Below are 18,521 nucleotides of genomic sequence, written 5' to 3' on the forward strand. Positions count from 1 at the left end.
CGCATGAGCGCTGCGGGTGCCGACGGGCACAATTGGCACCGCGCGATCGGCCCTGCGCAATGGGCCCACCGCTGCCGGCCGCGCCCTCCTCATACAGTGGATCTGGCACAGGCACGGCGCTCCTGACCCACCATGCCGCTTGTACGCATCTGGGCCGTAGACGGCGCGCTTTCCTCGGGCGTCGCCGCGCCGGTCGACATCTTCTTGGCCGCCAACCATCTGGCGACGCTCGGCAGCGACCCGGCGCCGCAAAGCCGCCTGTTGCAATGGAAGGTGGAGTCCCTCGATGGAAAGCCGGTCAGGACCGCCTCGGGCCAGATCCTCCCGGTCGACGGACAGATCAGTGGAAGTGCCAGTGCGGACGCCATCTGGCTGACCGGCCCCTTTGTCCCGGACGCCATCCGATTTCTTGCCTCCCGCCACGCCCTGGATCCGCTATTGGCTGCATTGCAGCGCCAGCACGAGCGCGGCGCCCTGCTGGCGACCTACTGCACCGGTTCGTTTCTCCTTGCCGAGGCCGGACTGCTGCATGGCAAGGCGGCCACCACGCACTGGTCGCAAGCCGCCACCTTCCGCTCACGCTATCCCGACGTGCGGCTGAAACCCGAAGAGATCGTCACTGAACAGGCAGGCATCCTGTGCAGCGCTGCCGTCACGTCCTACCACAACCTCGCCTTGCGCCTGGTGGAGAAACTGGCGCATGCCAAGCTGGCCATGGACACCGCCAAGCTCATGCTGATCGACAGGCACCGGGATCTGCAGAGCCCCTACGCCGGCGGGCTGCAGGGAGCCTTCGAGCATGGGGACGACCTCGTTGCGCAGGCGCAGCGGTGGATGGCCAAGCGCCTGAAGGAGGGCATCAGCATCTCCGAGCTCAGTCGCCAGTTGGCCGTCAGCGAGCGCACCTTGAACCGCCGGTTCAAGCAGGCACTCGGCGAGCCGCCTGTCAAACACCTGCAGTCGCTTCGCATCGAGATGGCCAAGCGACTGTTCGAGACCACACGGGCCACGTCTGAGGTGGTCTGCGGACGGATCGGCTACAGCGATGTCGCCACCTTCCGCGAATTGTTCAAGCGCCACACGGGAGTCACCCCCAGCGAGTACCGCCGACGCTTTGGCCGGCGCTGAGCGGCAAAGACCGGTCCTCAGGACGAAGGACGACGCGCCCCGGGGTTGGTTGGCCGAATCGCCCCCGAAGATGGCATTCCGGCCACTTCTGCCAAGGCGCCCCCTTCTTGATACTCGTTCTGCAGGCTGCACTGGCAGCAGTCCACAGCAACGACGTACCCACAAGGAAAGGAACCGCCATGCCGATGATCGATGTGTACATTCCGGACGGGGCCCTGGAGCCGGCTTCCGAGGCGACCCTGATGCGCGAGCTCACCGACCTCCTGATTCGCCACGAGGGCATGGACCCGACCCAGGAGCGCGTTCGCGATGTCACCTGGATCTTCGTCCACCGACCGGCACAGATCTATCGCTCAGGCGCTCCGGCGCCCGCCCCCATCTACCGCATCACGCCAACGGTTCCCGAGGGCCAGTACACCGACGAGGCACGCGCCGGCCTCGTGCGCGACGTCACCGCCGCGGTCGCCAGGGCGGAAGGTTCACCGCTCGAGGAGGTCGGCGCCCGGGTTTGGGTGTTTCCGACGGAGGTCGAGGATGGAGGCTGGGGCAGCCGAGGTGTCATACGGCGGCTGCCCGACATCATGGCGTTCTTCGGAGGTGCCGACGCCCGGGCGGTGGGCGTGGAGCGCCTTGCCAGAAAGCGCCGCGGTGACGCGATCGCGCTGCTGGAAGCGGCACTCGGCGCGGCGCGCGGCCATGGGTGAACGACCGATCCGGCGGGCGGCAAGCCGGGTGCCGCGGCCGCGTCGCCACGCGCGGGGTGGGCGCCTGCACGCATGCAGGCAGCCAGGCAGCCAGGCAGCCAGGCGCAGAAGTGTGCGCTTTTCGTACCCGCCCCCCTAGAAGGAGGAATACACCCTTTTGTAACGCCTCGCTAGACTTTCGCTTTCGCCGCACCAGAGGAGGTGGGGCGGTGGTTTAGAAGAGAATCAAATGGCAAACATCACTCCCAGCATCGCAGCCGTCGACGGACAAGGCATCGCAACCAAGGCCACCGAGGTGGCCCAGCTCGTGGCGGGCAAGCCCTATGTCTACGGCGGCAAGACGACGGACGGCTTCGACTGCTCGGGCTTCGTGGCCCACGTGCTCAAGCAGCTCTATCCGAACGCCGCTTCTGCATTCGAGACGAACGTGGCGGGCTACATGAACAGCAGCCTGTTCGAAGACGTGGACGAAGCCAATCGCCAGCCGGGCGACATCATCATCTTCCCGGCCTCGGGTGGCGCCGTGAACCACATCGGCTTCGTGCTCGATGCCGACCACTGGATTGGCTCACAGTCCAGCACCGGCGTCGCAAAGGTGAAGTTCAAGAACACCTATTGGGGCGGCCGCACCAAGAAGTACCGCCGCCTGAAGGCGAACTCGCCCAGCGCGACGACGCTGGGCCGGATGTCGATGTCCTTCGGAGCCTACGCATGACCCGACGCCGTCTGGCTCCCACCCTTGCCGTGGCCCTGTCCGGCCTGCTGCTGGCGCTCGGTCCGGCTCAGGCTTGCGAGGCGGCGCACGGTGCGCAGCATCAGCATGGGATGAAGGTCGCCAGCCACAGCGACAGCGCGCCTGTGCCCGAGGACCGGCAAGCGCCGGACGCCGTCTTCTCGAAAACGGCCTGGCGCATCGAGGCGGTGAGCTGCCCGGCCGGCTGCAGCGAGGAGACGCGGCGTTTTCTCGATGGCCTGAAAGGCAAGGAGGTGGCGCTCGGTGAGCAGACCTTCTCCGCGCCCTTCGCCGACAGTTGCGATGGCCAGCTGAGCGTGCGCCTGCAGTCCCTGCCAGCCAAGGACGTCGCGCAGCGTGTCAACCTCGGCCTGCCGCCGCGCAAGGCCAAGCTGACGCCGCGCCAGCTCGGCTTGCGCCAAGACCCGGTCAAGACCGGCTCGGTGAACTGCACCAGTGACAAGCTGGAATCGCCGCTGGCCACCTTGTTGTCGGTGGAGCCGGGCCGGGTGCTGGTGCTGTTCGAGCAGCAGTCGGTGATCGAGCTGCGCTAAGCAGCGAGGCCTTTGGGCAGCTTGAAAGCCTGCTCAAAGGCCGGCTGCCGCCTGGAGCTGCGCACCTGCCCTTCGGCAGTCGCTCGAGCGCCGCCGGGTCAACGGCCGATCCACTCGGCGGTACGGCGGCGTCGCCCCCCCGGGGCACGGGCGGTGTGCAGGCCACGGGTCGGCATCATCCGCCTGCCATGGCGCCTCGGACGCTGCTCCCTGCCGCGGCCAGCCGGCCGTGCAGCTCGGGTCGGGAGAGGTCTGCAGGGGCCTGGCCGCACACCGTGCGGCCTGCGGCCACCCCGATGATGCGCTGGCTCCGCCGGTGTCCACGCATCCGGGCCCGTGTCCGCAGGACATGCCCCCTCCTCTCTCACCAACTCGCGCCCAGCGACAGCTTCACCGTCCGCGGCGGCCCGGACAGGCTGCCATCCGGACGGCCGAACTCCGCCTGCGAGGTCTTGTACAGGTGGTAGTTGCGGGCGTTGAACAGGTTCAGCACGTCAGCCCGCAACCGCAGCTTCACGCCTTCGCGCACCGGGAATTCCTTGCCCAGCGCCACGTCCACCTGTCGGGTGCTGCCACGCTTGAACTGGTCGATGAAGAAGTGGTTGGCCCCCCGCGTCTCGTTGACGTAGTACTGGGGCCGGCCCGAGGCATAGCTCAGGCGCACCGAGCCCTCCAGGCCCCACCACGGCAGGTCGCGGATCAGCGCCGCCACCAGCTTGTGCTTGGACACCGCGGATGAGGGCTTCCAGCCATATCCCTTCAGGTCCGGATAGTCGAGTGCGTAGTGCTGCTCGAAGTCGCGGTTCTCCTTCGCACGGGAATAGGTGTAGGCCAGCGTCAGCCCCCAGCCACTCAGCCGGGTATAGGGCTTCTGCGCCTGCACATACAGGGCGGTGGTGCGAGACTCCAGGCCGGAGGTGCCGAGCAGCACGCTTCCGTAGCTGGCGGGCTGGTGGCCGAAGGGGGCCCCCCAGCTGGTGCCGGGGGCGAAGAAGCGGCCATCCGGCCGCCGGTTGCCCAACAGGAAGGCAAAGCCGTTCTTGCTGCGCACATGGGAGAGGCCGATGTCGGTGCTCCACTGCCCCAGCGCCTTGCGAAAACCCAGGCTGAACTGGTCGGAGTGAGGCACCTTGAGCTTGTTGTTCATCAACACGATCTCGGGCTTGGACTGCGTGCCGATCAGGCCGGCCAGGCCCTCGGGCGTCAGGTAGCTGTCGTTCCATTCGCCGGGGCCGAACAGCACCTCCCGGGTCGGGAAACTGCCCTTGGTACGCTCCAGCTGCAGCCAGTCGAACAGGTTGCGGTCATAGGCCCGGCCATAGCCGCCATAGATGACCTGGCGCTGGTCGGCATCCAGGTCCCAGGAGAAGCCGAGGCGCGGCTGGAAGGCCTTCTTGAAGGGTTTGCGCTCGCGACCGTCGCTGATGTAGTCGTTGACGTCCACGCCACCGCGGCGCAGGGCCTCGGCATACTCGCCGCGCGTCAAGGCCTGCACGACGGCGTCGGGCGTGCGGTACTTGAGGTAGCTGGGACTGCGCTCGTAGTCGTAGCGCATACCGAGGTTGAGCGTCAGGTGGGCATTGAGGTCCCAGTCGTCCTGCACGTACACGCCGATCTGGGTGTTGCGCGAACGCGCGCCGCCGTTGGCCGAGCCGGGCAGCACGGTGCCGGCCTTGAGCTTGTAGGGATTGGGATCGCCATTGGCGACGTCGATGTAGTACTGCGGGTTGTACGGTTGCTGTTCGCGCGCGTCGACTTCGATCGACTTCAGCTTCACCCCCATCTTCACCACGTGGCGGCCATGTCCCTGCAGGTCGGTGAGCGTCAGATCATCCTGCAGCGCCCAGCCCTTCTGGCCCTTGCGCTGGTAGTCTTCGCCGCCGCCCACGTTGAGCACCGACTGCTCGTTGGTGAACTCGCCCTGGTCGTTCAGGCTGCGCGTGGTGAAATGGAATCCCGGACCCCGATGGGCGGCCACCGGGTTCCAGTAGGACCGTTCATAGCTCAGCCGGGCCTCGTTGACCCAGGCATCCGCGGTGTACTGGTGCTTCAGGGCCAGCCGGGTCTCGTCGTTGTTCTTGTGGGTCGACCACGGCTCGCTGTTCTGCTGCTTCAGGTTGGTGGTCTCGCGCTCGTCCCGGTACTTGAAGGACAGCTCGACCTGCTGGGCATCGTCCAGCGCCCAGTCGAGCTTGGCGAACAGGAGGTCTTCCTTGAAAGGCACGCTCACCGGCCCCACCAGCCCGTGGTACTGGCGCGGCAGGTCGGCCAGCGAACGGCCGGCGCCGACCTCCACCGTCTGCGGATCGCGGTTGTCCTTGCGCTCGTAGGCCATGAAGTAGTGCAGCTTGTCCTTCACGATGGGTCCGCCCAGCGTCAGGCCGTACTGGGTCTGCCTGCTGTCGACCTTCTCGCCGGACTTCTTCTCGGGCGGGGTCGAGGCGCGCCAGCTGCCGCGCGTGTGGTCGACGAACACCTCGCCCTGGAAGCGGTTGGTGCCGGACTTGGTGACGGCGCTGATGGCGGCGCTGGTCACCTGGTCGTACTCGGCCTTGTAGTTCTGCGTCAGCACCTGGTATTCGCTGATGGCCGATTGCGGGAAGGGATTGCCGCGGCTGGAGTCCTGGCCGCTGATGCCGCCCTGGGTCACGTAGTTCTTCTGGCTCACGCCGTCGATGAACACGTTCACGCCGCTGGAGCGCTGCGCGCCCCCCTGCAGCCGGGTGCTGCCTTCGTCCGCGGTGGTGAAGCTGACGCCGGGTGCGAGCTCGGCAAAGCTCAGGAAGTTGCGCGTCACCTGCGGCAGCCGCTCCATCTGCCGCGGCGTCACATAGGTGCCGACCTCCGATGTCTTGTTGTCCACCAGCCGGGAGCCGGTCACGACCACCGCCTGCAGCGACACCTGCGACTGCGCCGTGGGACCCAGGTCGAGGGCCAGCACCTGCCCCACCCGAAGCTCAACCTGTTGCACTGTCCCGGGAAAACCCTCACCCCGTGCCTCGATGCGGTACTCCCCCGGCCCCAGCCCGGTGAGCACGTAGCTGCCGTCACTGCGGCTGGTGGTGCGGGTGGCCTGGCCGGTGGCCACCCGGGTGGCGGTGACCGTGACCTGGGCCCGCGGCTGGCCCTCGGCCCGCACCACGCCGCGCACCGTGGCGCTGCTGACCTGGGCCACCGCGCCGGCGGCCGCACATACCAGCGCGGCGGCGGCCAGCGCACGCACTTGGAAACGGGTGTTGTCTCTCACACTCCAGCCTTTCTAGATCCCGCCCACCCCCTGCTTTCGGGCATGCTAGGAGCCGCTCACCGCCGACGGCGTTACCTTGTGTTCAGCGCTGTTCCCGATGCAACAGTGGCCAGGCCGCGTGCCGCTGCAGGCCCTGCCGCAGTGCCCTCCTGCTGTGCCGCTCCTGCTGTGAAGCTCAGGCTGTGCCGCTCCTGTTGGGCCAAGCCGCACGCCACGGTGCGCGCCGTGCCGCGAGCCTGTCACGCGGCAGTGCTACGCTGCAAGGCGCCGGTGCGGCCCCTGCTGCCGCCCTCCGGCACCATCCGCTGGAGGTCCGTGTGTTGAACAATCCCGAGATCACTCAGGTGGCCGACGATGGCCTGCGCTATCACAGCAAGGCCGGTGGCTCCCCGTTCCGCGGGATGGGCCAGTTGCGCTCGTGTTTTCTGTGCGGCCGCCACCGCAGCGCCGCGGCCTTGATGTCGCGCCGCCTGCTGGGGCGTGTGGAGAAGGTCTGCCAGCCGCGCTGCGGCACGGCCGGCTGAAGCCGCCGCCTGCCACCACCATGACGCTGGCCGAGCAGTTGCAGGCCATTGCCGAGGAGCTCGGCTTCTCGCCGCAGCTGCCGGCGCTGCGCGGGCTGCAGGTGTGCCCGGAAGCCACCGAGCTCGAGGTGGTCGAGCGCGGCGACGACGGCCGCGAGCACCGGCTGCTACCGGCCGCGGCACAGGCCTGGCGACGCATGAAGGCCGCCGCGCGCGATGACGGCATCGAGCTGCAGCTGGTATCGGCCTTCCGCAGCATCGACCGCCAGGCACAGATCTTCCGGCGCAAGCTGGCGGCAGGCGCCAGCATTGAAGCGGTGTTGCGGGTCAACGCACCGCCCGGCTACAGCGAACACCATGGTGGCTGCGCGGTCGACCTCGGCACGCCAGGCAGCAGGCCCTTACAGGAGGCCTTCGAGCAGACGCCGGCCTTCGGCTGGCTGTGCCGCCATGCCGGACGCTTCGGCTTCTGCTTGTCCTATCCACGCGGCCATGCCGGCGGCTACGACTACGAGCCGTGGCACTGGTGCTACCACGGCGAGGCCGAGCGTCAGCCGCCGTCCGGCTGAGCGCGGGGCACGGCTTCGAACACGCCGGACAGCAGCTCCGGCAGCCGCTGCACTTCCATCACGAAGCCGGTGGCGTTGCGGTGGCCGCCGCCGCCCATGCTTTCGGCCAGCGGGATGGTGTCGAACTCGCCCACCGAGCGCAGGCCCACCTTGACCTTGCCGCTGCTGGCGATGTTCCACAGCAGCGCAAAGCTGCCGCAGCGCTCGGCCAGCAGGTTGCCGATGTCGCTGTGGAAGGCGCCCGGGGCGTTCACCATCAGGCCGTCGGCACCGTTGAAGCGAATCGGCAGCGCGGCCGACGCGATCTCCTGCGCCAGGCGCTGGAACTTCTCGTCCATGGCCCGGCCGCGCTCGATGAAGGCAGCCACCTGCAGGGGCGTGAAGGCGGCGATCTCCGACCAACGCGCGAAGTCCTGCGGCTCCATGTCGAGCGCGGCGAGGAAGGCGCGGCTCTCCGGGAACTCCCACTTCCAGATGTCGCGGTCCTCGATGTAGCGCACCAGGTCGGGCAGCGGCGCGTCGGCGCAGAAGAACTCCCAGGCCAGCCGGGCGCCCGACTTCTTCATGTCGAAATGAATGGCGCCGCAGCGGCAGCGGAAGCCGCCCAGCTTGTCGGCCGCGCTCTTGTGGTGGTCGAGCATCACCAGCTTGGCCGCCTGCGCATCGAGCCGCAGCATGACCTCCAGCGGGAAGGAGAAGTCGAGGATGTAGACCGCACGGCCAGTCACGTCCGGCGGCTCCTGGCGGTGCTCGAAGCCGAGGAACTCGGCCTGGCCGCCGAAGAACCGCCAGGCGGCCAGCGCGGCACCGAAGCCGTCGGGGCAACGGCCGTGGTAGATGATCAGGGGCGCGGGGTCTTGGCGGTCCGGCACCGCCGGCACTGCGAGGGAATGGCTGTACTGCTTCATGTGCCCATGGTAGCGGGCCGCAGCCGCTGGCTCTAGCCCACGAAGTTGAGCACCGCCACATAGTGGCAAGCGCTGCCACCCAGCACGAAGAGGTGCCAGATGCCATGTGCATGGCGCCACGCTTCGCTCTTCGCATAGAAGATGACACCGACGCTGTAGAGCAGGCCCCCGGCCACCACCCAGGCCAGCCCTTCGGCGGCCAGCCGCTCCAGCAGGGGCACCGCGGCCGGCACCACCAGCCAGCCCATCATCAGGTAGAGCGGCACCCAGGGCTCGGAGTCGCGGCCCTTGCGCACTTCGATGACGATTCCCAGCAGTGCGAGCGACCAGACGGCGGCGAACAGCGTCCAGCCCCAGGGTCCGCGCAGCGTCACCAGGGTGAAGGGAGTGTAGGTGCCGGCGATGAGCAGGAAGATGGCGCAGTGGTCGGCCTTGGCCAGCAGCGACTTGATGCGCCCGCGCACGCTGTGGTAGAGGGTCGATGCCGCGTAGAGGATCACCATGGTCGCGGCGAACACGCTGAAGCTCGCCAGCTTCCAGACGTCCCCCTGCCGGGCCGCCGCGTCGACAAGCACCACCGCACCGGCCGAGGCCAGGGCAAAGCCCGCGAGATGGGTCCAGCTGTTGAATCGTTCGCCGTGATACATGACCGCTCCAGAACGCAAGAAGGAAGACGGGGATGGCACCGGTTTCGACACCGGTGCACGGACATTACGCCGCGCCCTGCCGTCCCGACATCCCCAATACGCAGGAATCCCGCAGGCATCCCTCCTCCTTTGGAAGGATTCCCGCCCCGGCGCAGGATGCATGGTTTCGATGAAGAACATCTGAACCGACGTCAAAGAAGGCCGAAGCAAACCGCGCGCCGGTGCCAGGTCATCGGCCATCAGGTAGCGGCCATCAGGTAGCGGCCATCGGGTAGCGGCCATCGGGTAGCGGCCATCGGGTAGCGGCCATCGGGTAGCGGACAGCGCCCTGCCCGCGGCTCAGCCCTCCTCGGCCAGCACCTGCTGCAGCAACGCCGGCGTGAGGGAGCGCGGGCGGCCCACCAGCTGCAGCGCCGCGCGGGCCGGCTCGAAGACAGCGACGTTCAGGCAGGGGCTGTTGCGGTGGAAGGAGCGGTAGGCAATGCCGGCCACCGGCCCGAAGCGGTGGGGATGCCGCTGCAGCAGCGTCCAGATGCGCAGCGACACCCGTTGCCAGTGCGCGTAGTGGCTGCGCTGGCTGTCGGGGCAACGAAAGAGCTGGGCGTTGTTCAGCGTGTCGAGGTACACCAGCAACAGGCTCTTGCGCGCCGCCAGGGTGCACAGGCGGCCGGGCGGCAGGGGGTCGCTGACCTGCAGCCGGTCACTGTCACGCGCCTGCACCAGCCGCCGGGCCTCGATGCACACGCCGAGCCGGCTGCTGCCGGTATAGAGCACGCCGTAGCGCTCCTTGTGGCCCGCCGGCGGGTCGAGCCGGCCATCTCGCCAGGCAGGCGGTGCGGGCTCCAAGGGGGCGGCACCCGGCCGGCACACACGGTGCAGCCGGGTGCCGGCGGGCAGGCCCAGCAGGTCGACCCGGCCGCGGCCCAGCCAGCCTTGGGCGTCGAGCAGCGAGCGGGCGTCGAAGGCGGGGCTCATGCGGCGAGGTCGGCCAGGTAGGCGCGCGCGGCCTCCAGCACCGCCTTCTGCCGGCGGGGGCCGGTGCCGGCCAGCAGGTGCTGCTGGACTTCGTCGAGCTGCGCGGCGCGCAAAGCCTTGGCCGCCAGCACCTCGGCCGGCGACAAGCCGGCCAACTGGGGATCGGCCGCCTGGACGAAGCTCCAGAGCAAGGGCTCCATGCCACGTTCGCGGAACAGCTGCACCAACGCAGGCACCGCGCGGGGCGGCACCGCGAGTTCGAACTGGAAGCAAGGCAGCCGCACGCCACGCGCGCTGCCGGAGGGCCGGATGGCCATCAGCCGGCCCTGCGCCAGGCGCTCCTGCACTTGCGGCAGGGGCGCCTGCAGGCGGCCGGCGGCTTCCCGTGCCGACACCGACTCCAACAGCCGCAGCGGCGCTTCCGGCAGTGGCGTGGCAGCGGCCGGGCGGGCGCGGGCCGACCGGCTGCGGGAGGCCGGCAAGGCCTGCGCCAAGGCGGCGGCCAGTGCTTGTGCCCGGCGGTCACGGTGGTGCTGGGCGGCCTGCTGCCAGTCCTCGACGCAGGCGCGCAGCACTGCACGGCCGGGGGCGTCGAGGCGGCGGTGCAGCTGGCGTGCGAAGTCGGCGATGAGGGTCGCGTCGCGGCTGTCCACCACGGGCAGCGGCCCGGACGTGGCGCGCTTGCGGCCGGGCGCAGGCGGGGCAGCGGGAGAGGCAAGCTTCACGAGCAGGACGGCTCAGGCCGTGGAATCCAGGGTCGGTCCAGTCTAGCGCTGCCGCCGCCACCCAGGGTGGCAGCCGCGGGACCGGGTCCAGCTTCCGCGCGCCCTCGGGCGGCAGCACCGCGACGGCTCCTGCCACCCTGGCGGCCTCCGCCGCCAGCGTGACGCGCAGGGCGAGCACGAAGCCCCGGTCCTCATCTCACCCGCGCCGTGGTCTCCCGCACCACCAGGCTCAGCTGCGGCACCTGCACGGTCACCGGCTGGCCATCCATCAACTGCAGCAGCGCCCGGGCCGCCAGCTGGCCGACCTCGAACATCGGCTGGCGCACGGTTGTCAGCGGTGGTGTGGTGAAGACCGAGGCAGGCAGGTCGTCCAGGCCGATCAGCGACACATCATCCGGCACCCGCACGCCGCGCCGGTAGAGTGCCAGCCGCGCGCCATACGCGGTCTGGTCATTGGCTGCAAACACGGCGCTGAAGCTGCGACCACTGTCGAGCAGCCGGTTCATGGCAAGCAGCCCGCCGGTCTCGCTGAAATTGCCCTGCACCAGCAGGTGCTTGTCGGGCCGCAGGCCGAATTCCTGCAAGGCACGGCGCCAGCCTGCCACCCGCTCGACGGTGTCCATGCTGTGCGCCGGACCCTGAATGTGTGCAATTTCGCGGTGGCCCAGCTCCAGCAGATGCCGCGTGGCCAGGTAGCCGCCGGCCTCGTTGTCCAGCCGCAGCCCCCAGGCCCTGCCTGACTGGAGGGCGCGACCGGTGAGCACGATCGGCACATCTTCGGCCAGCTTCAGCAGCTGCGCATCGTCAAGGCTGCCGACCAGCACGATGACCCCGTCCACCTGGCGCGCGATCAAGCGGCGGATGCGGTCCGCCTCTTCGGCGGGGTTCCAGTGCACGCTGCCCACCAGCGGCTCGTAGCCGCTGCCCTGCAGGGCCGATTCCACCCCCAGCACGGTCTCGGTGAAGAAGGGGCTGTTGACGTCCTGCGTCAGCACGCCCACGGTCATCGAGCGGCCCCGCTTGAGGCTGCGGGCCAGCAGGTTGGGCTTGAAGTCGAGCCGCGCGATGGCGGCCTCGATCGCCTCGCGCTTGGCTGGCGAGACCGGCGTGGCCCCACTGAGGAAGCGCGATACGGTGGCCACCGACACGCCCGCGGCACGCGCCACCTCCACCGTGGTGACAGCAGCGGCGGTGGGGGGCTTGCGGCGCGGGGCTCTGGCGTTCATGGGCAGCTCGGTGCCGCGCGATTGTATCGATGGGCCCGGCAGTCGAGAGGCGGCCGTCGTGCGAGCGATGGCCGCCCTGCCCTCGACGCTCATGGCGGTTGCGGGCGAACCGTCGCCGTTTGCGAGAACCGCCCGGTTCGCGGCGAAAGCGGAACTCGGCCGGCTGGCGACCACGATGGCGCCCCCGAGCGCGTCCCGCTTGAGCCGCGAATAGGCCGAACACATGCGCGTGGAGGCGACCGGACAGCCTGCGGCCCGCCCGCAGGCTGTCCGGCTTCCGGCTGAGCATCGGGCTGCGGCAGGTGGAGCCGGCCCCTGCCGGTGCCTGCCGGTGGTCGCCGGCGCGTGCTCCTGCGCCGCTGTTCCCGCCGGGAAGCAGGCCGGCGTGCCGGGCCCTTCGCAAGGCCCTTGCGCCGGCCCCTCAGCCGCCTACGGTGCCGCTGCCGGCGTGCCGTCGCACTGGACCGTCGCGGTGCGCTTCGGCTCCCAGCGCATGTTGGCCAGGGCCACTTCGAAACGGCCCTCGGTGGACATCAGGAAAGGCGTGTTGACCAGCGTCATGTCGGTGCCGGCATCGGCAAAGCACTGCAGCGGCACGGCCACCTCGGTCCAGCTGTTGGCCGGCAGGGCCTGCACCATGGGTGTCACGTCGATCTCGCCCAGGCAGGGATAGCCGCAGTCCACCCGCAGCTTCACTGCATGCGTCGGGGCACTGAGCACGCGCAGGTCGAACACCAGGGCGCCGCCCGAGCCCTGGTAGGACAGCAGGTCGCGCTTGTTGTTCTGGTCGGCGCTCTGCAGGTAGATCTGCCCCACGCTGTCGCGCCAGGTGGCCTTGATGGCCGCCCATTGCCGACCGCCCTTGTCGTCCACCGGCACTGCCTGCAGCTCGCCGCCCGGCGTGCTGGTGGCGGCACTGCTGCTGAGCGTGACCTGCACGCCCCAGTTCGATGGCGCGCCGATGCGCATCACCCAGTCGCCCTGCGCGGCGCCGCCCTCGAACAGCGGCAGCGGCTCGGTCGCACCGCCTCCACCGTCCTGTTGGCCGCAGCCGGTGGTGCCGCTGGTCTCGTCGTGCACGCCCTGGTCGGCTTCGCTGCCGTACTGCAAGCCGTAGCCGTACGGGTAGAGCGGATCGTGGCCGGCGTCGCCGCGGTTCAGCGGCGTCTGGCAGGCCGAGCGCGGCCAGGCATACGAGAGCTTGCCGGTGAAAGGCTGGTTGACGCTGCCATCGGCCGCACGGAACAGCACATCGGCGACACCGTCGCCCTCGCTGCCCGGCAACCAGGCCGCCACGAAGGCGTCCGAGGCATTGATCTCCTTGCTCGCGTAAAGCGGCCGGCCCGACAACAGCACCGTCACGATCTTCTTTACCCCGCGGGCACGCAGGCCCTGGATCACCTTGATGTCCTCGGGGCGCAGCTTGCTCAGCTCCAGCGTGCGGCTGCGGCCGATGTCGCCGACGCCCTCGGCATACGGTGTCTCGCCGATCACGACGATGGCGGCATCGTGCTCCGGGCTGCCCATGGCGCCGTCCGCACTGGTGTCGAGCTCGGCCTGCGGCGCGATCTTCTGGATCGCCTGCCACAGCGTGGTGCCGCCGCCGAAGTCGGCGTTGCTGTTGCCGGTGCCCTGCCAGGTGAGCGACCAGCCGCCGGTCTGGTTGGTCAGGCTGTCGGCACTCTTGCCGGCCACCAGCACGCGCGCATTGCGCGCCAGCGGCAGCACCCGGCCGTTGTTCTTCAGCAGCACCAGCGACTTGCGCACCGCCTCGCGGGCCAGGGCGCGGTGCTCGGCGCTCCCCACCTCTCGAGAAGCGAGGCGGGCCGACGGCTTGGGCTTGTCGAACAGGCCGGCACGCAGCTTCACGCGCAGGATGCGCCGCACCGCATCGTTGATGCGGGCTTGCGGTATCACGCCGCTGCGCACGCTCTTGAGGGTGTTCTCGATGAACGGCTTCCAGTCCGCCCGGTAGGGCACCATCACCATGTCGATACCGGCATTGATGGCCTGCGGACAGTCGCTGTTGCTGCAGTCGGTGGGCGAGTCGCTGTTGTCGCGCGTCACCTGGCCGATGCCGTTCCAGTCGGACACCACCAGCCCGTCGAAGCCCATCTTCTCCTTGAGCGCGCCGGTCAGCAGGTAGCGGTTGCCGTGCATCTTGTAGGCCTTGGCCCCCTCCCCTTGAGCGGCATCCTGCCAGCTGTTGAAGGAGGCCATCACCGTCTGCGCGCCCGCTTCCAGCGCCGGGATGTAGCCACGCGCATGCAGGTTCAGCAGTTCGCTCTCGGTGACCTGGGTGATGCCCTGGTCCTTGCCGTCCCGGGTGCCGCCGTCGCCCAGGAAGTGCTTGGCGGTGGCCACCACGCGCTCATTGGGCTGGCTGTCTTGCGCCAGCCGGCCCTGCAGGCCCTCGACCATCGCGCCGGCATAGGACACCACGATCTCCGGGTCTTCGGAATAGCCCTCGTAGGTGCGGCCCCAGCGATCGTCACGCACCACCGCCAGCGTCGGTGCAAAGGCCCAGTCGATGCCGGTGCGGGCGACTTCGCGGGCGGTCGCCGCGCCGATGCGGCGGATCAGCTCCGGATCGCGCGCCGCCCCGAGGCCGATGTTGTGCGGGAACAGCGTCGCGCCCTTCACATTGTTGTGGCCATGGACGGCGTCGGTGCCCCAGATCAAGGGGATGCGATGCGGGTTGTCGGGATGCATCGAAGCCTCCCACAGCCGATCGGCCAGCGCCAGCCAGTCCTCCACGGCCGCACCCTTGTCCTGGTTGGGGAAGGAGCCGCCGCCGTTCAGCACCGAGCCGATGTGGTACTGGCGGATTTCCTCCGGCGTCACTTCCTGGATCTCGACCTGTGTCATCTGGCCGACCTTCTCCTCCAGGCTCATCGTGGCGAGCAGGGCTTCCACCCGGGCCTCGATCGCCGGGTCGCGCGGGATGCGGCTTTCCACCCGGGGCCAGTCCTTGAGCACCGTGTCGCCGCCGGGTGGCGGACCGCCGTCACCACCACCCGGGCGGCCGCCGTCACCGTCGCCGCCACCTCCACCGCCACAAGCGGTGACCAGGCATGCCGCCAGGCAGCCCAGCGCGATCGCGGACCAGGCCCGCCTTGTCGCTCGTTCCTTCTGCATTTGTCATCCTCCATGGTTGTCGGGGCGCCGTGCCGACCGCCGCAGCGGCCGCCACGCGCCCGCACACCATAAAGAATCGTGTAAACGTTTACAAGCACTTTGTTGAACGAGACATTAACTTTCTAGCTGAACGGTTATCTTCTGATGAGAAACGTGTGAAGACGTTTCCATCGCGAGCCTTCCTGGAAGGGCGGGCGAGCGGCGCTGCGCTCGCCCGCTGCCCGGGCCCGGCACATGGTCGGCGGGGTCGGGGCGGCCGGCGGTGGCGGGCGCTTCGTCCAGGTCGAGCCGGTAGCCCACCGCATAGGCGGCCTGGATGCGCACGCCCCGTATCCCTTCGCTGGCGAGCTTGCGGCGAAGCTTGTACACATGCTGCTCGATGGTGCGCTTGCAGACGTCGACCGAACGTCCCCACACCTGGGCGCCCAGGGCCGGCAGGCTGACCACGCGGCCGGCGTTGGCGAACAGGGTCCACGCCAGCGCGAACTCGCGGCCGGTGAGGCAGACCTCCACGCCCTCGCCGGCCAGCACCTGGGTCTTGGCATCGAGCACGAAGCCGGCCGTGCACAGGCGGCGCTGTCCACCGGCGTTGCGACGCAGCAGCACATGCGCGTGAAGTCGAGACACCAGCTCCGCTGCGCCGGACTGCATGTTGGCGTAGTCGCTGGCGCCGTGCTGGAGCGCGCTGGCCACCCCGGCGCCGCCCAGCCCACCGGCCACGATGCGCGGCAGGCCGGCCGCCCCCTGCATCTGCAGCATGCACAGCCACAGCGAGGTCTGCTCTTCATCGTCTTCGAGCACCACCGCATCGAAGTCTTCGCGGCGCAGGGCGCCCAACAGGGCCTGGACATCGGTGAACGCCGCGGCCTGCATGCCGGCCTGCTGCAGCGCTTCGGTGACCAGGAGATGCGAGAGGCGTCGACCGAACAGCAGTGCGATCTTCATGCTGCCTCCCGTGGCAGACCGTGCTGGCCATGGCGCCTGGAGGCAGTGGGCAATTGGCGGCCGGCCGTATCCATCCTGCAATCGAACTTCGGCATGCTGGGCTCCCGTGTTGATGTACCCGTTAAGGAACTCCCACTTCGCCGAGGTTCCCACCAAAGAGGGTACAGATTAGGGGGGTATGAACCAGGGGTTGACCCGTCTGCCGCGACGCGGCCGGCGCCTGCTCCCGGCTACGGCCTGCCGTGTACCGCGTAAAGGGCGCTGAAATCCACCCGGGCCTGCCGGCCGGCATGCGTGGCATCGCAGGGCAGCCCTGGCGCGGCCCCGCCGGAGGACTGCAGGGTGACGATGGCGGTCACCGACGCCAGCCTGCCGGTGGCCGACACCTGCCGCACCGGCAGGACGGCCCCCGGCTGCAGCACCCCGGGCCCGGATGCGACCCGCACGAGGCTGCCGTCCGCCCATTGGAACGTCGGCCCCGCGTGCAGGGTGCCGACGGTCGCGCCCTGCTCGTTGAAGAGCACCGCCTCGGGCGCCAGCACCGTCCAGCCATGGCCTGCGGGGCGCCCCCGGCATTCATAGATGAGCACGCCGCCCGCCTGCAGTCTCAGCATGGGTACCGCATCGGCGGGCAGGGCCGGCCCGTCGGCCGCCCGCGCGCCGAAGGTGGCCGCCGCGAGGCACAGCGTGCGCAAGCGCCGGCCGGCCCCGCCCCGGGCAAGCGTCCCGGCAAGGCGGCAACAGGCAGGGGGCCGGCCAGCAAGGTCCAACATCATGCACTCCCGCAGAGCAGCGCCCGCCCCGGACGCCCCGCCCGGCAGCAGCGCCGTACCGGCCTTAGTGACGGCAGCCGCTGGAGTGTTCACGGCCAGTGCCCGCGGCGGTGTATCGGGATGCAAGAGCAGGCAGCGACACCCACTGCGTCCTGATAATGAGCCGCACCTTCACAGCTGCGAGCCCGCAAGGCGTGTCCATGCCCCACCCCATCGGCCCCGCCCCTTCCCTGCCCGACCCTGCGCCGCTGGCTCCGCCGGCCGGCTGCCATGTCATGCTGGTGGAGGACGACAAGGACTTCTCGCGCATCCTCTCCGAGTCCTTGTCGGTGCATGGCTTCCGGGTCTCGCTGTTTCGCCAGCCCCGCGAGGCGGTGGCACGGCTGACGCTGCTGCAGCCGGATGCGGTACTCACCGACATGATGATGCCCGGCATGTCGGGCCTCGACGTGCTGGCGGAATGCCGGGCCCTGGACCCCGGCCTGCCGGTGGTGGTGCTGAGTGCGCGCGGCAACATCCCGATGGCGATCGACGCCATCCGCAACGGCGCCTACGACTTCCTCGAGAAGCCGTTTCCGATCGAGAAGCTGGTCACCCTGCTCGGCCGGGCGGTGCAGCAGCGCCGCCTCGCCAGCGAGAACCGGGCGCTCAAGGGCCGGCTGGCCGAGGCGCTGGGCATCGCCTCGGTGATCCGTGGCGACAGCACCCCGGTGCGGGAGCTGCGCGAAGCGATCCTGCGCATCGCCCCGGCACCGGTGGACGTGCTGGTGCTCGGCGAGACGGGCACCGGCAAGGAACTGGTGGCCCGCTCGCTGCACCAGTTCGGCACCCGCAAGGGCAACTTCGTGGCGATCAACTGTGCCGCGATACCCGAGGCCTTGTTCGAGAGCGAGCTGTTCGGCCACGAGGCCGGGGCCTACACCGGAGCCACCAAGGCACGCATCGGCAAGATCGAGTTCGCCAGCGGCGGCACGCTCTTCCTCGACGAGATCGAGGCGATGCCGCTGCACCTGCAGGCCAAGCTGCTGCGGGTGTTGCAGGAACGCCAGGTGGAACGGCTCGGCTCCAACCAGCCCATCCCGGTCGACCTGCGGGTGGTGGCCGCCACCAAGGTGGACCTGAAGGCCCTGAGCGACCAGGGCGGCTTCCGGCTCGACCTGGTCTACCGCCTCAGCGTGGCGCCGCTGCGCAACCCGCCGCTGCGCGAGCGGCGCGACGACATCCCGGCCTTGTTCGCCCACTTCCTGCAGGAAGCGGCACAACGCTTCGACCAGCCGGTGGCGAGCCCGCAGCCCGAGCTGATGCAACGGCTGCTTGGCTACGAGTGGCCCGGCAACGTCAGGGAGCTGCGCAATGTGGCCGAGCAGGTGCAGCTGGGCATCGCGCCCTCGCTCGGCGCCTGCGCGGCCGCCGCCGAGGGCGAGCGCCTGCTCGACCAGACGCTCGCCTCGGTCGAGAAGGGGCTGATCGAAGACGCGCTGCGCCGCCACGGCGGCTCGGCCAGCGAGGCCTGCAAGGCACTGGGCATCAACTATTCGGCGCTCTACCGCAAGATGAAGGCGCACAACATCGACCTGGCCCGCTTCCGCCGCAGCGCCTGAACGGCCGCCGCACGACCCTACACCTCATAACAATCGGCCGGCAGGCCGCACCTAACATCGCTGCGCGCCGACAAGGAGAGCCGGTTGGCCGAAACGGCGCCATCGCAGCAAAGGGAGGTGAGCG

The 18,521-nt window shown here is 69.5% G+C and carries 16 protein-coding genes; 7 read left to right on the plus strand and 9 right to left on the minus strand.

What is annotated here, in order from left to right:
• Positions 1-132: 132 nt before the first annotated feature.
• The 4 genes from N7L95_RS05510 (at position 133) to N7L95_RS05525 (ending at position 3,119) form a co-directional block, all read left to right on the plus strand.
• Positions 133-1,128, plus strand: coding sequence for a GlxA family transcriptional regulator (locus N7L95_RS05510; RefSeq protein WP_301258814.1), 996 nt, complete (start codon positions 133-135; stop codon positions 1,126-1,128).
• Between the two features lie 179 nt (positions 1,129-1,307).
• On the plus strand, positions 1,308-1,832 hold the full coding sequence (locus N7L95_RS05515; RefSeq protein ID WP_301258815.1) for a tautomerase family protein: 525 nt from the start codon (positions 1,308-1,310) through the stop codon (positions 1,830-1,832).
• A gap of 229 nt (positions 1,833-2,061) precedes the next feature.
• On the plus strand, positions 2,062-2,547 hold the full coding sequence (locus N7L95_RS05520) for a C40 family peptidase (protein WP_301258816.1): 486 nt from the start codon (positions 2,062-2,064) through the stop codon (positions 2,545-2,547).
• Entirely contained in the window at positions 2,544-3,119 is a 576-nt protein-coding gene (locus N7L95_RS05525; RefSeq protein WP_301258817.1) for a hypothetical protein, read from the plus strand. The genes N7L95_RS05520 and N7L95_RS05525 overlap by 4 nt, the downstream gene beginning before the upstream one ends.
• Positions 3,120-3,483: 364 nt before the next feature.
• On the opposite strand, the gene N7L95_RS05530 is transcribed toward N7L95_RS05525, so the two are convergent.
• Positions 3,484-6,366: a TonB-dependent receptor gene (locus N7L95_RS05530; protein ID WP_301258818.1), complete on the minus strand. Its 2,883-nt coding sequence runs from the start codon at positions 6,364-6,366 to the stop codon at positions 3,484-3,486.
• A gap of 317 nt (positions 6,367-6,683) precedes the next feature.
• Here N7L95_RS05530 and N7L95_RS05535 point away from each other — a divergent pair, with 317 nt between their 5' ends.
• Positions 6,684-6,890 (plus strand): hypothetical protein, encoded by a 207-nt coding sequence (locus tag N7L95_RS05535; protein ID WP_301258819.1) that lies wholly within the window; start codon positions 6,684-6,686, stop codon positions 6,888-6,890.
• Between the two features lie 20 nt (positions 6,891-6,910).
• Complete coding sequence (locus N7L95_RS05540; protein WP_301258820.1) at positions 6,911-7,459, plus strand: M15 family metallopeptidase; 549 nt, start codon at positions 6,911-6,913, stop codon at positions 7,457-7,459.
• Here N7L95_RS05540 and N7L95_RS05545 read toward each other — a convergent pair.
• From N7L95_RS05545 to N7L95_RS05580, 8 genes are all read right to left on the minus strand, one after another.
• Positions 7,441-8,367, minus strand: a complete 927-nt coding sequence (locus N7L95_RS05545) for a DHH family phosphoesterase (RefSeq protein WP_301258821.1) — start codon at positions 8,365-8,367, stop codon at positions 7,441-7,443. The two genes, N7L95_RS05540 and N7L95_RS05545, sit on opposite strands and share 19 nt — an antisense overlap.
• Positions 8,368-8,399: 32 nt before the next feature.
• Positions 8,400-9,014, minus strand: a complete 615-nt coding sequence (trhA, locus tag N7L95_RS05550; protein WP_301258822.1) for a PAQR family membrane homeostasis protein TrhA — start codon at positions 9,012-9,014, stop codon at positions 8,400-8,402.
• A gap of 339 nt (positions 9,015-9,353) precedes the next feature.
• Positions 9,354-9,989, minus strand: coding sequence for an RES domain-containing protein (locus N7L95_RS05555; RefSeq protein ID WP_301258823.1), 636 nt, complete (start codon positions 9,987-9,989; stop codon positions 9,354-9,356).
• Positions 9,986-10,714 carry a hypothetical protein gene (locus N7L95_RS05560; protein WP_301258824.1) on the minus strand — a complete coding sequence of 243 codons (729 nt, stop codon included), beginning with the start codon at positions 10,712-10,714 and terminating at the stop codon, positions 9,986-9,988. Before N7L95_RS05560 ends, N7L95_RS05555 begins: the two co-directional genes overlap by 4 nt.
• Before the next feature lie 191 nt (positions 10,715-10,905).
• A complete protein-coding gene (locus tag N7L95_RS05565; RefSeq protein WP_301258825.1) occupies positions 10,906-11,940 on the minus strand; it encodes a LacI family DNA-binding transcriptional regulator in 1,035 nt (344 codons plus the stop codon).
• A 429-nt stretch (positions 11,941-12,369) separates the two neighbouring features.
• Entirely contained in the window at positions 12,370-15,078 is a 2,709-nt protein-coding gene (locus N7L95_RS05570; RefSeq protein ID WP_301258826.1) for a glycoside hydrolase family 3 protein, read from the minus strand.
• A 114-nt stretch (positions 15,079-15,192) separates the two neighbouring features.
• Complete coding sequence (locus N7L95_RS05575) at positions 15,193-16,023, minus strand: response regulator transcription factor (RefSeq protein ID WP_301258827.1); 831 nt, start codon at positions 16,021-16,023, stop codon at positions 15,193-15,195.
• Positions 16,024-16,253: 230 nt separating this feature from the next.
• Positions 16,254-16,637 carry a DUF3455 domain-containing protein gene (locus tag N7L95_RS05580; RefSeq protein ID WP_301258828.1) on the minus strand — a complete coding sequence of 128 codons (384 nt, stop codon included), beginning with the start codon at positions 16,635-16,637 and terminating at the stop codon, positions 16,254-16,256.
• 359 nt (positions 16,638-16,996) lie between these two features.
• Between N7L95_RS05580 and N7L95_RS05585 the strand changes: the two genes are divergently transcribed.
• Positions 16,997-18,397 carry a sigma-54-dependent transcriptional regulator gene (locus tag N7L95_RS05585; RefSeq protein WP_301258829.1) on the plus strand — a complete coding sequence of 467 codons (1,401 nt, stop codon included), beginning with the start codon at positions 16,997-16,999 and terminating at the stop codon, positions 18,395-18,397.
• Positions 18,398-18,521: the final 124 nt, after the last annotated feature.

Origin of the sequence: Eleftheria terrae (genome assembly GCF_030419005.1) — a bacterium.
GTDB lineage: Bacteria > Pseudomonadota > Gammaproteobacteria > Burkholderiales > Burkholderiaceae_C > Caldimonas > Caldimonas terrae.

Coding starts and splice junctions, on each gene's coding strand:
- N7L95_RS05520 (WP_301258816.1), top strand. CDS start 2,062: ATGGCAAACATCACTCCCAGCATCGCAGCCGTCGACGGACAAGGCATC.
- N7L95_RS05570 (WP_301258826.1), bottom strand. CDS start 15,078: ATGCAGAAGGAACGAGCGACAAGGCGGGCCTGGTCCGCGATCGCGCTG.
- N7L95_RS05525 (WP_301258817.1), top strand. CDS start 2,544: ATGACCCGACGCCGTCTGGCTCCCACCCTTGCCGTGGCCCTGTCCGGC.
- N7L95_RS05585 (WP_301258829.1), top strand. CDS start 16,997: ATGCCCCACCCCATCGGCCCCGCCCCTTCCCTGCCCGACCCTGCGCCG.
- N7L95_RS05580 (WP_301258828.1), bottom strand. CDS start 16,637: ATGCTGAGACTGCAGGCGGGCGGCGTGCTCATCTATGAATGCCGGGGG.
- trhA (WP_301258822.1), bottom strand. CDS start 9,014: ATGTATCACGGCGAACGATTCAACAGCTGGACCCATCTCGCGGGCTTT.
- N7L95_RS05510 (WP_301258814.1), top strand. CDS start 133: ATGCCGCTTGTACGCATCTGGGCCGTAGACGGCGCGCTTTCCTCGGGC.
- N7L95_RS05565 (WP_301258825.1), bottom strand. CDS start 11,940: ATGAACGCCAGAGCCCCGCGCCGCAAGCCCCCCACCGCCGCTGCTGTC.
- N7L95_RS05515 (WP_301258815.1), top strand. CDS start 1,308: ATGCCGATGATCGATGTGTACATTCCGGACGGGGCCCTGGAGCCGGCT.
- N7L95_RS05545 (WP_301258821.1), bottom strand. CDS start 8,367: ATGAAGCAGTACAGCCATTCCCTCGCAGTGCCGGCGGTGCCGGACCGC.
- N7L95_RS05540 (WP_301258820.1), top strand. CDS start 6,911: ATGACGCTGGCCGAGCAGTTGCAGGCCATTGCCGAGGAGCTCGGCTTC.
- N7L95_RS05555 (WP_301258823.1), bottom strand. CDS start 9,989: ATGAGCCCCGCCTTCGACGCCCGCTCGCTGCTCGACGCCCAAGGCTGG.
- N7L95_RS05575 (WP_301258827.1), bottom strand. CDS start 16,023: ATGAAGATCGCACTGCTGTTCGGTCGACGCCTCTCGCATCTCCTGGTC.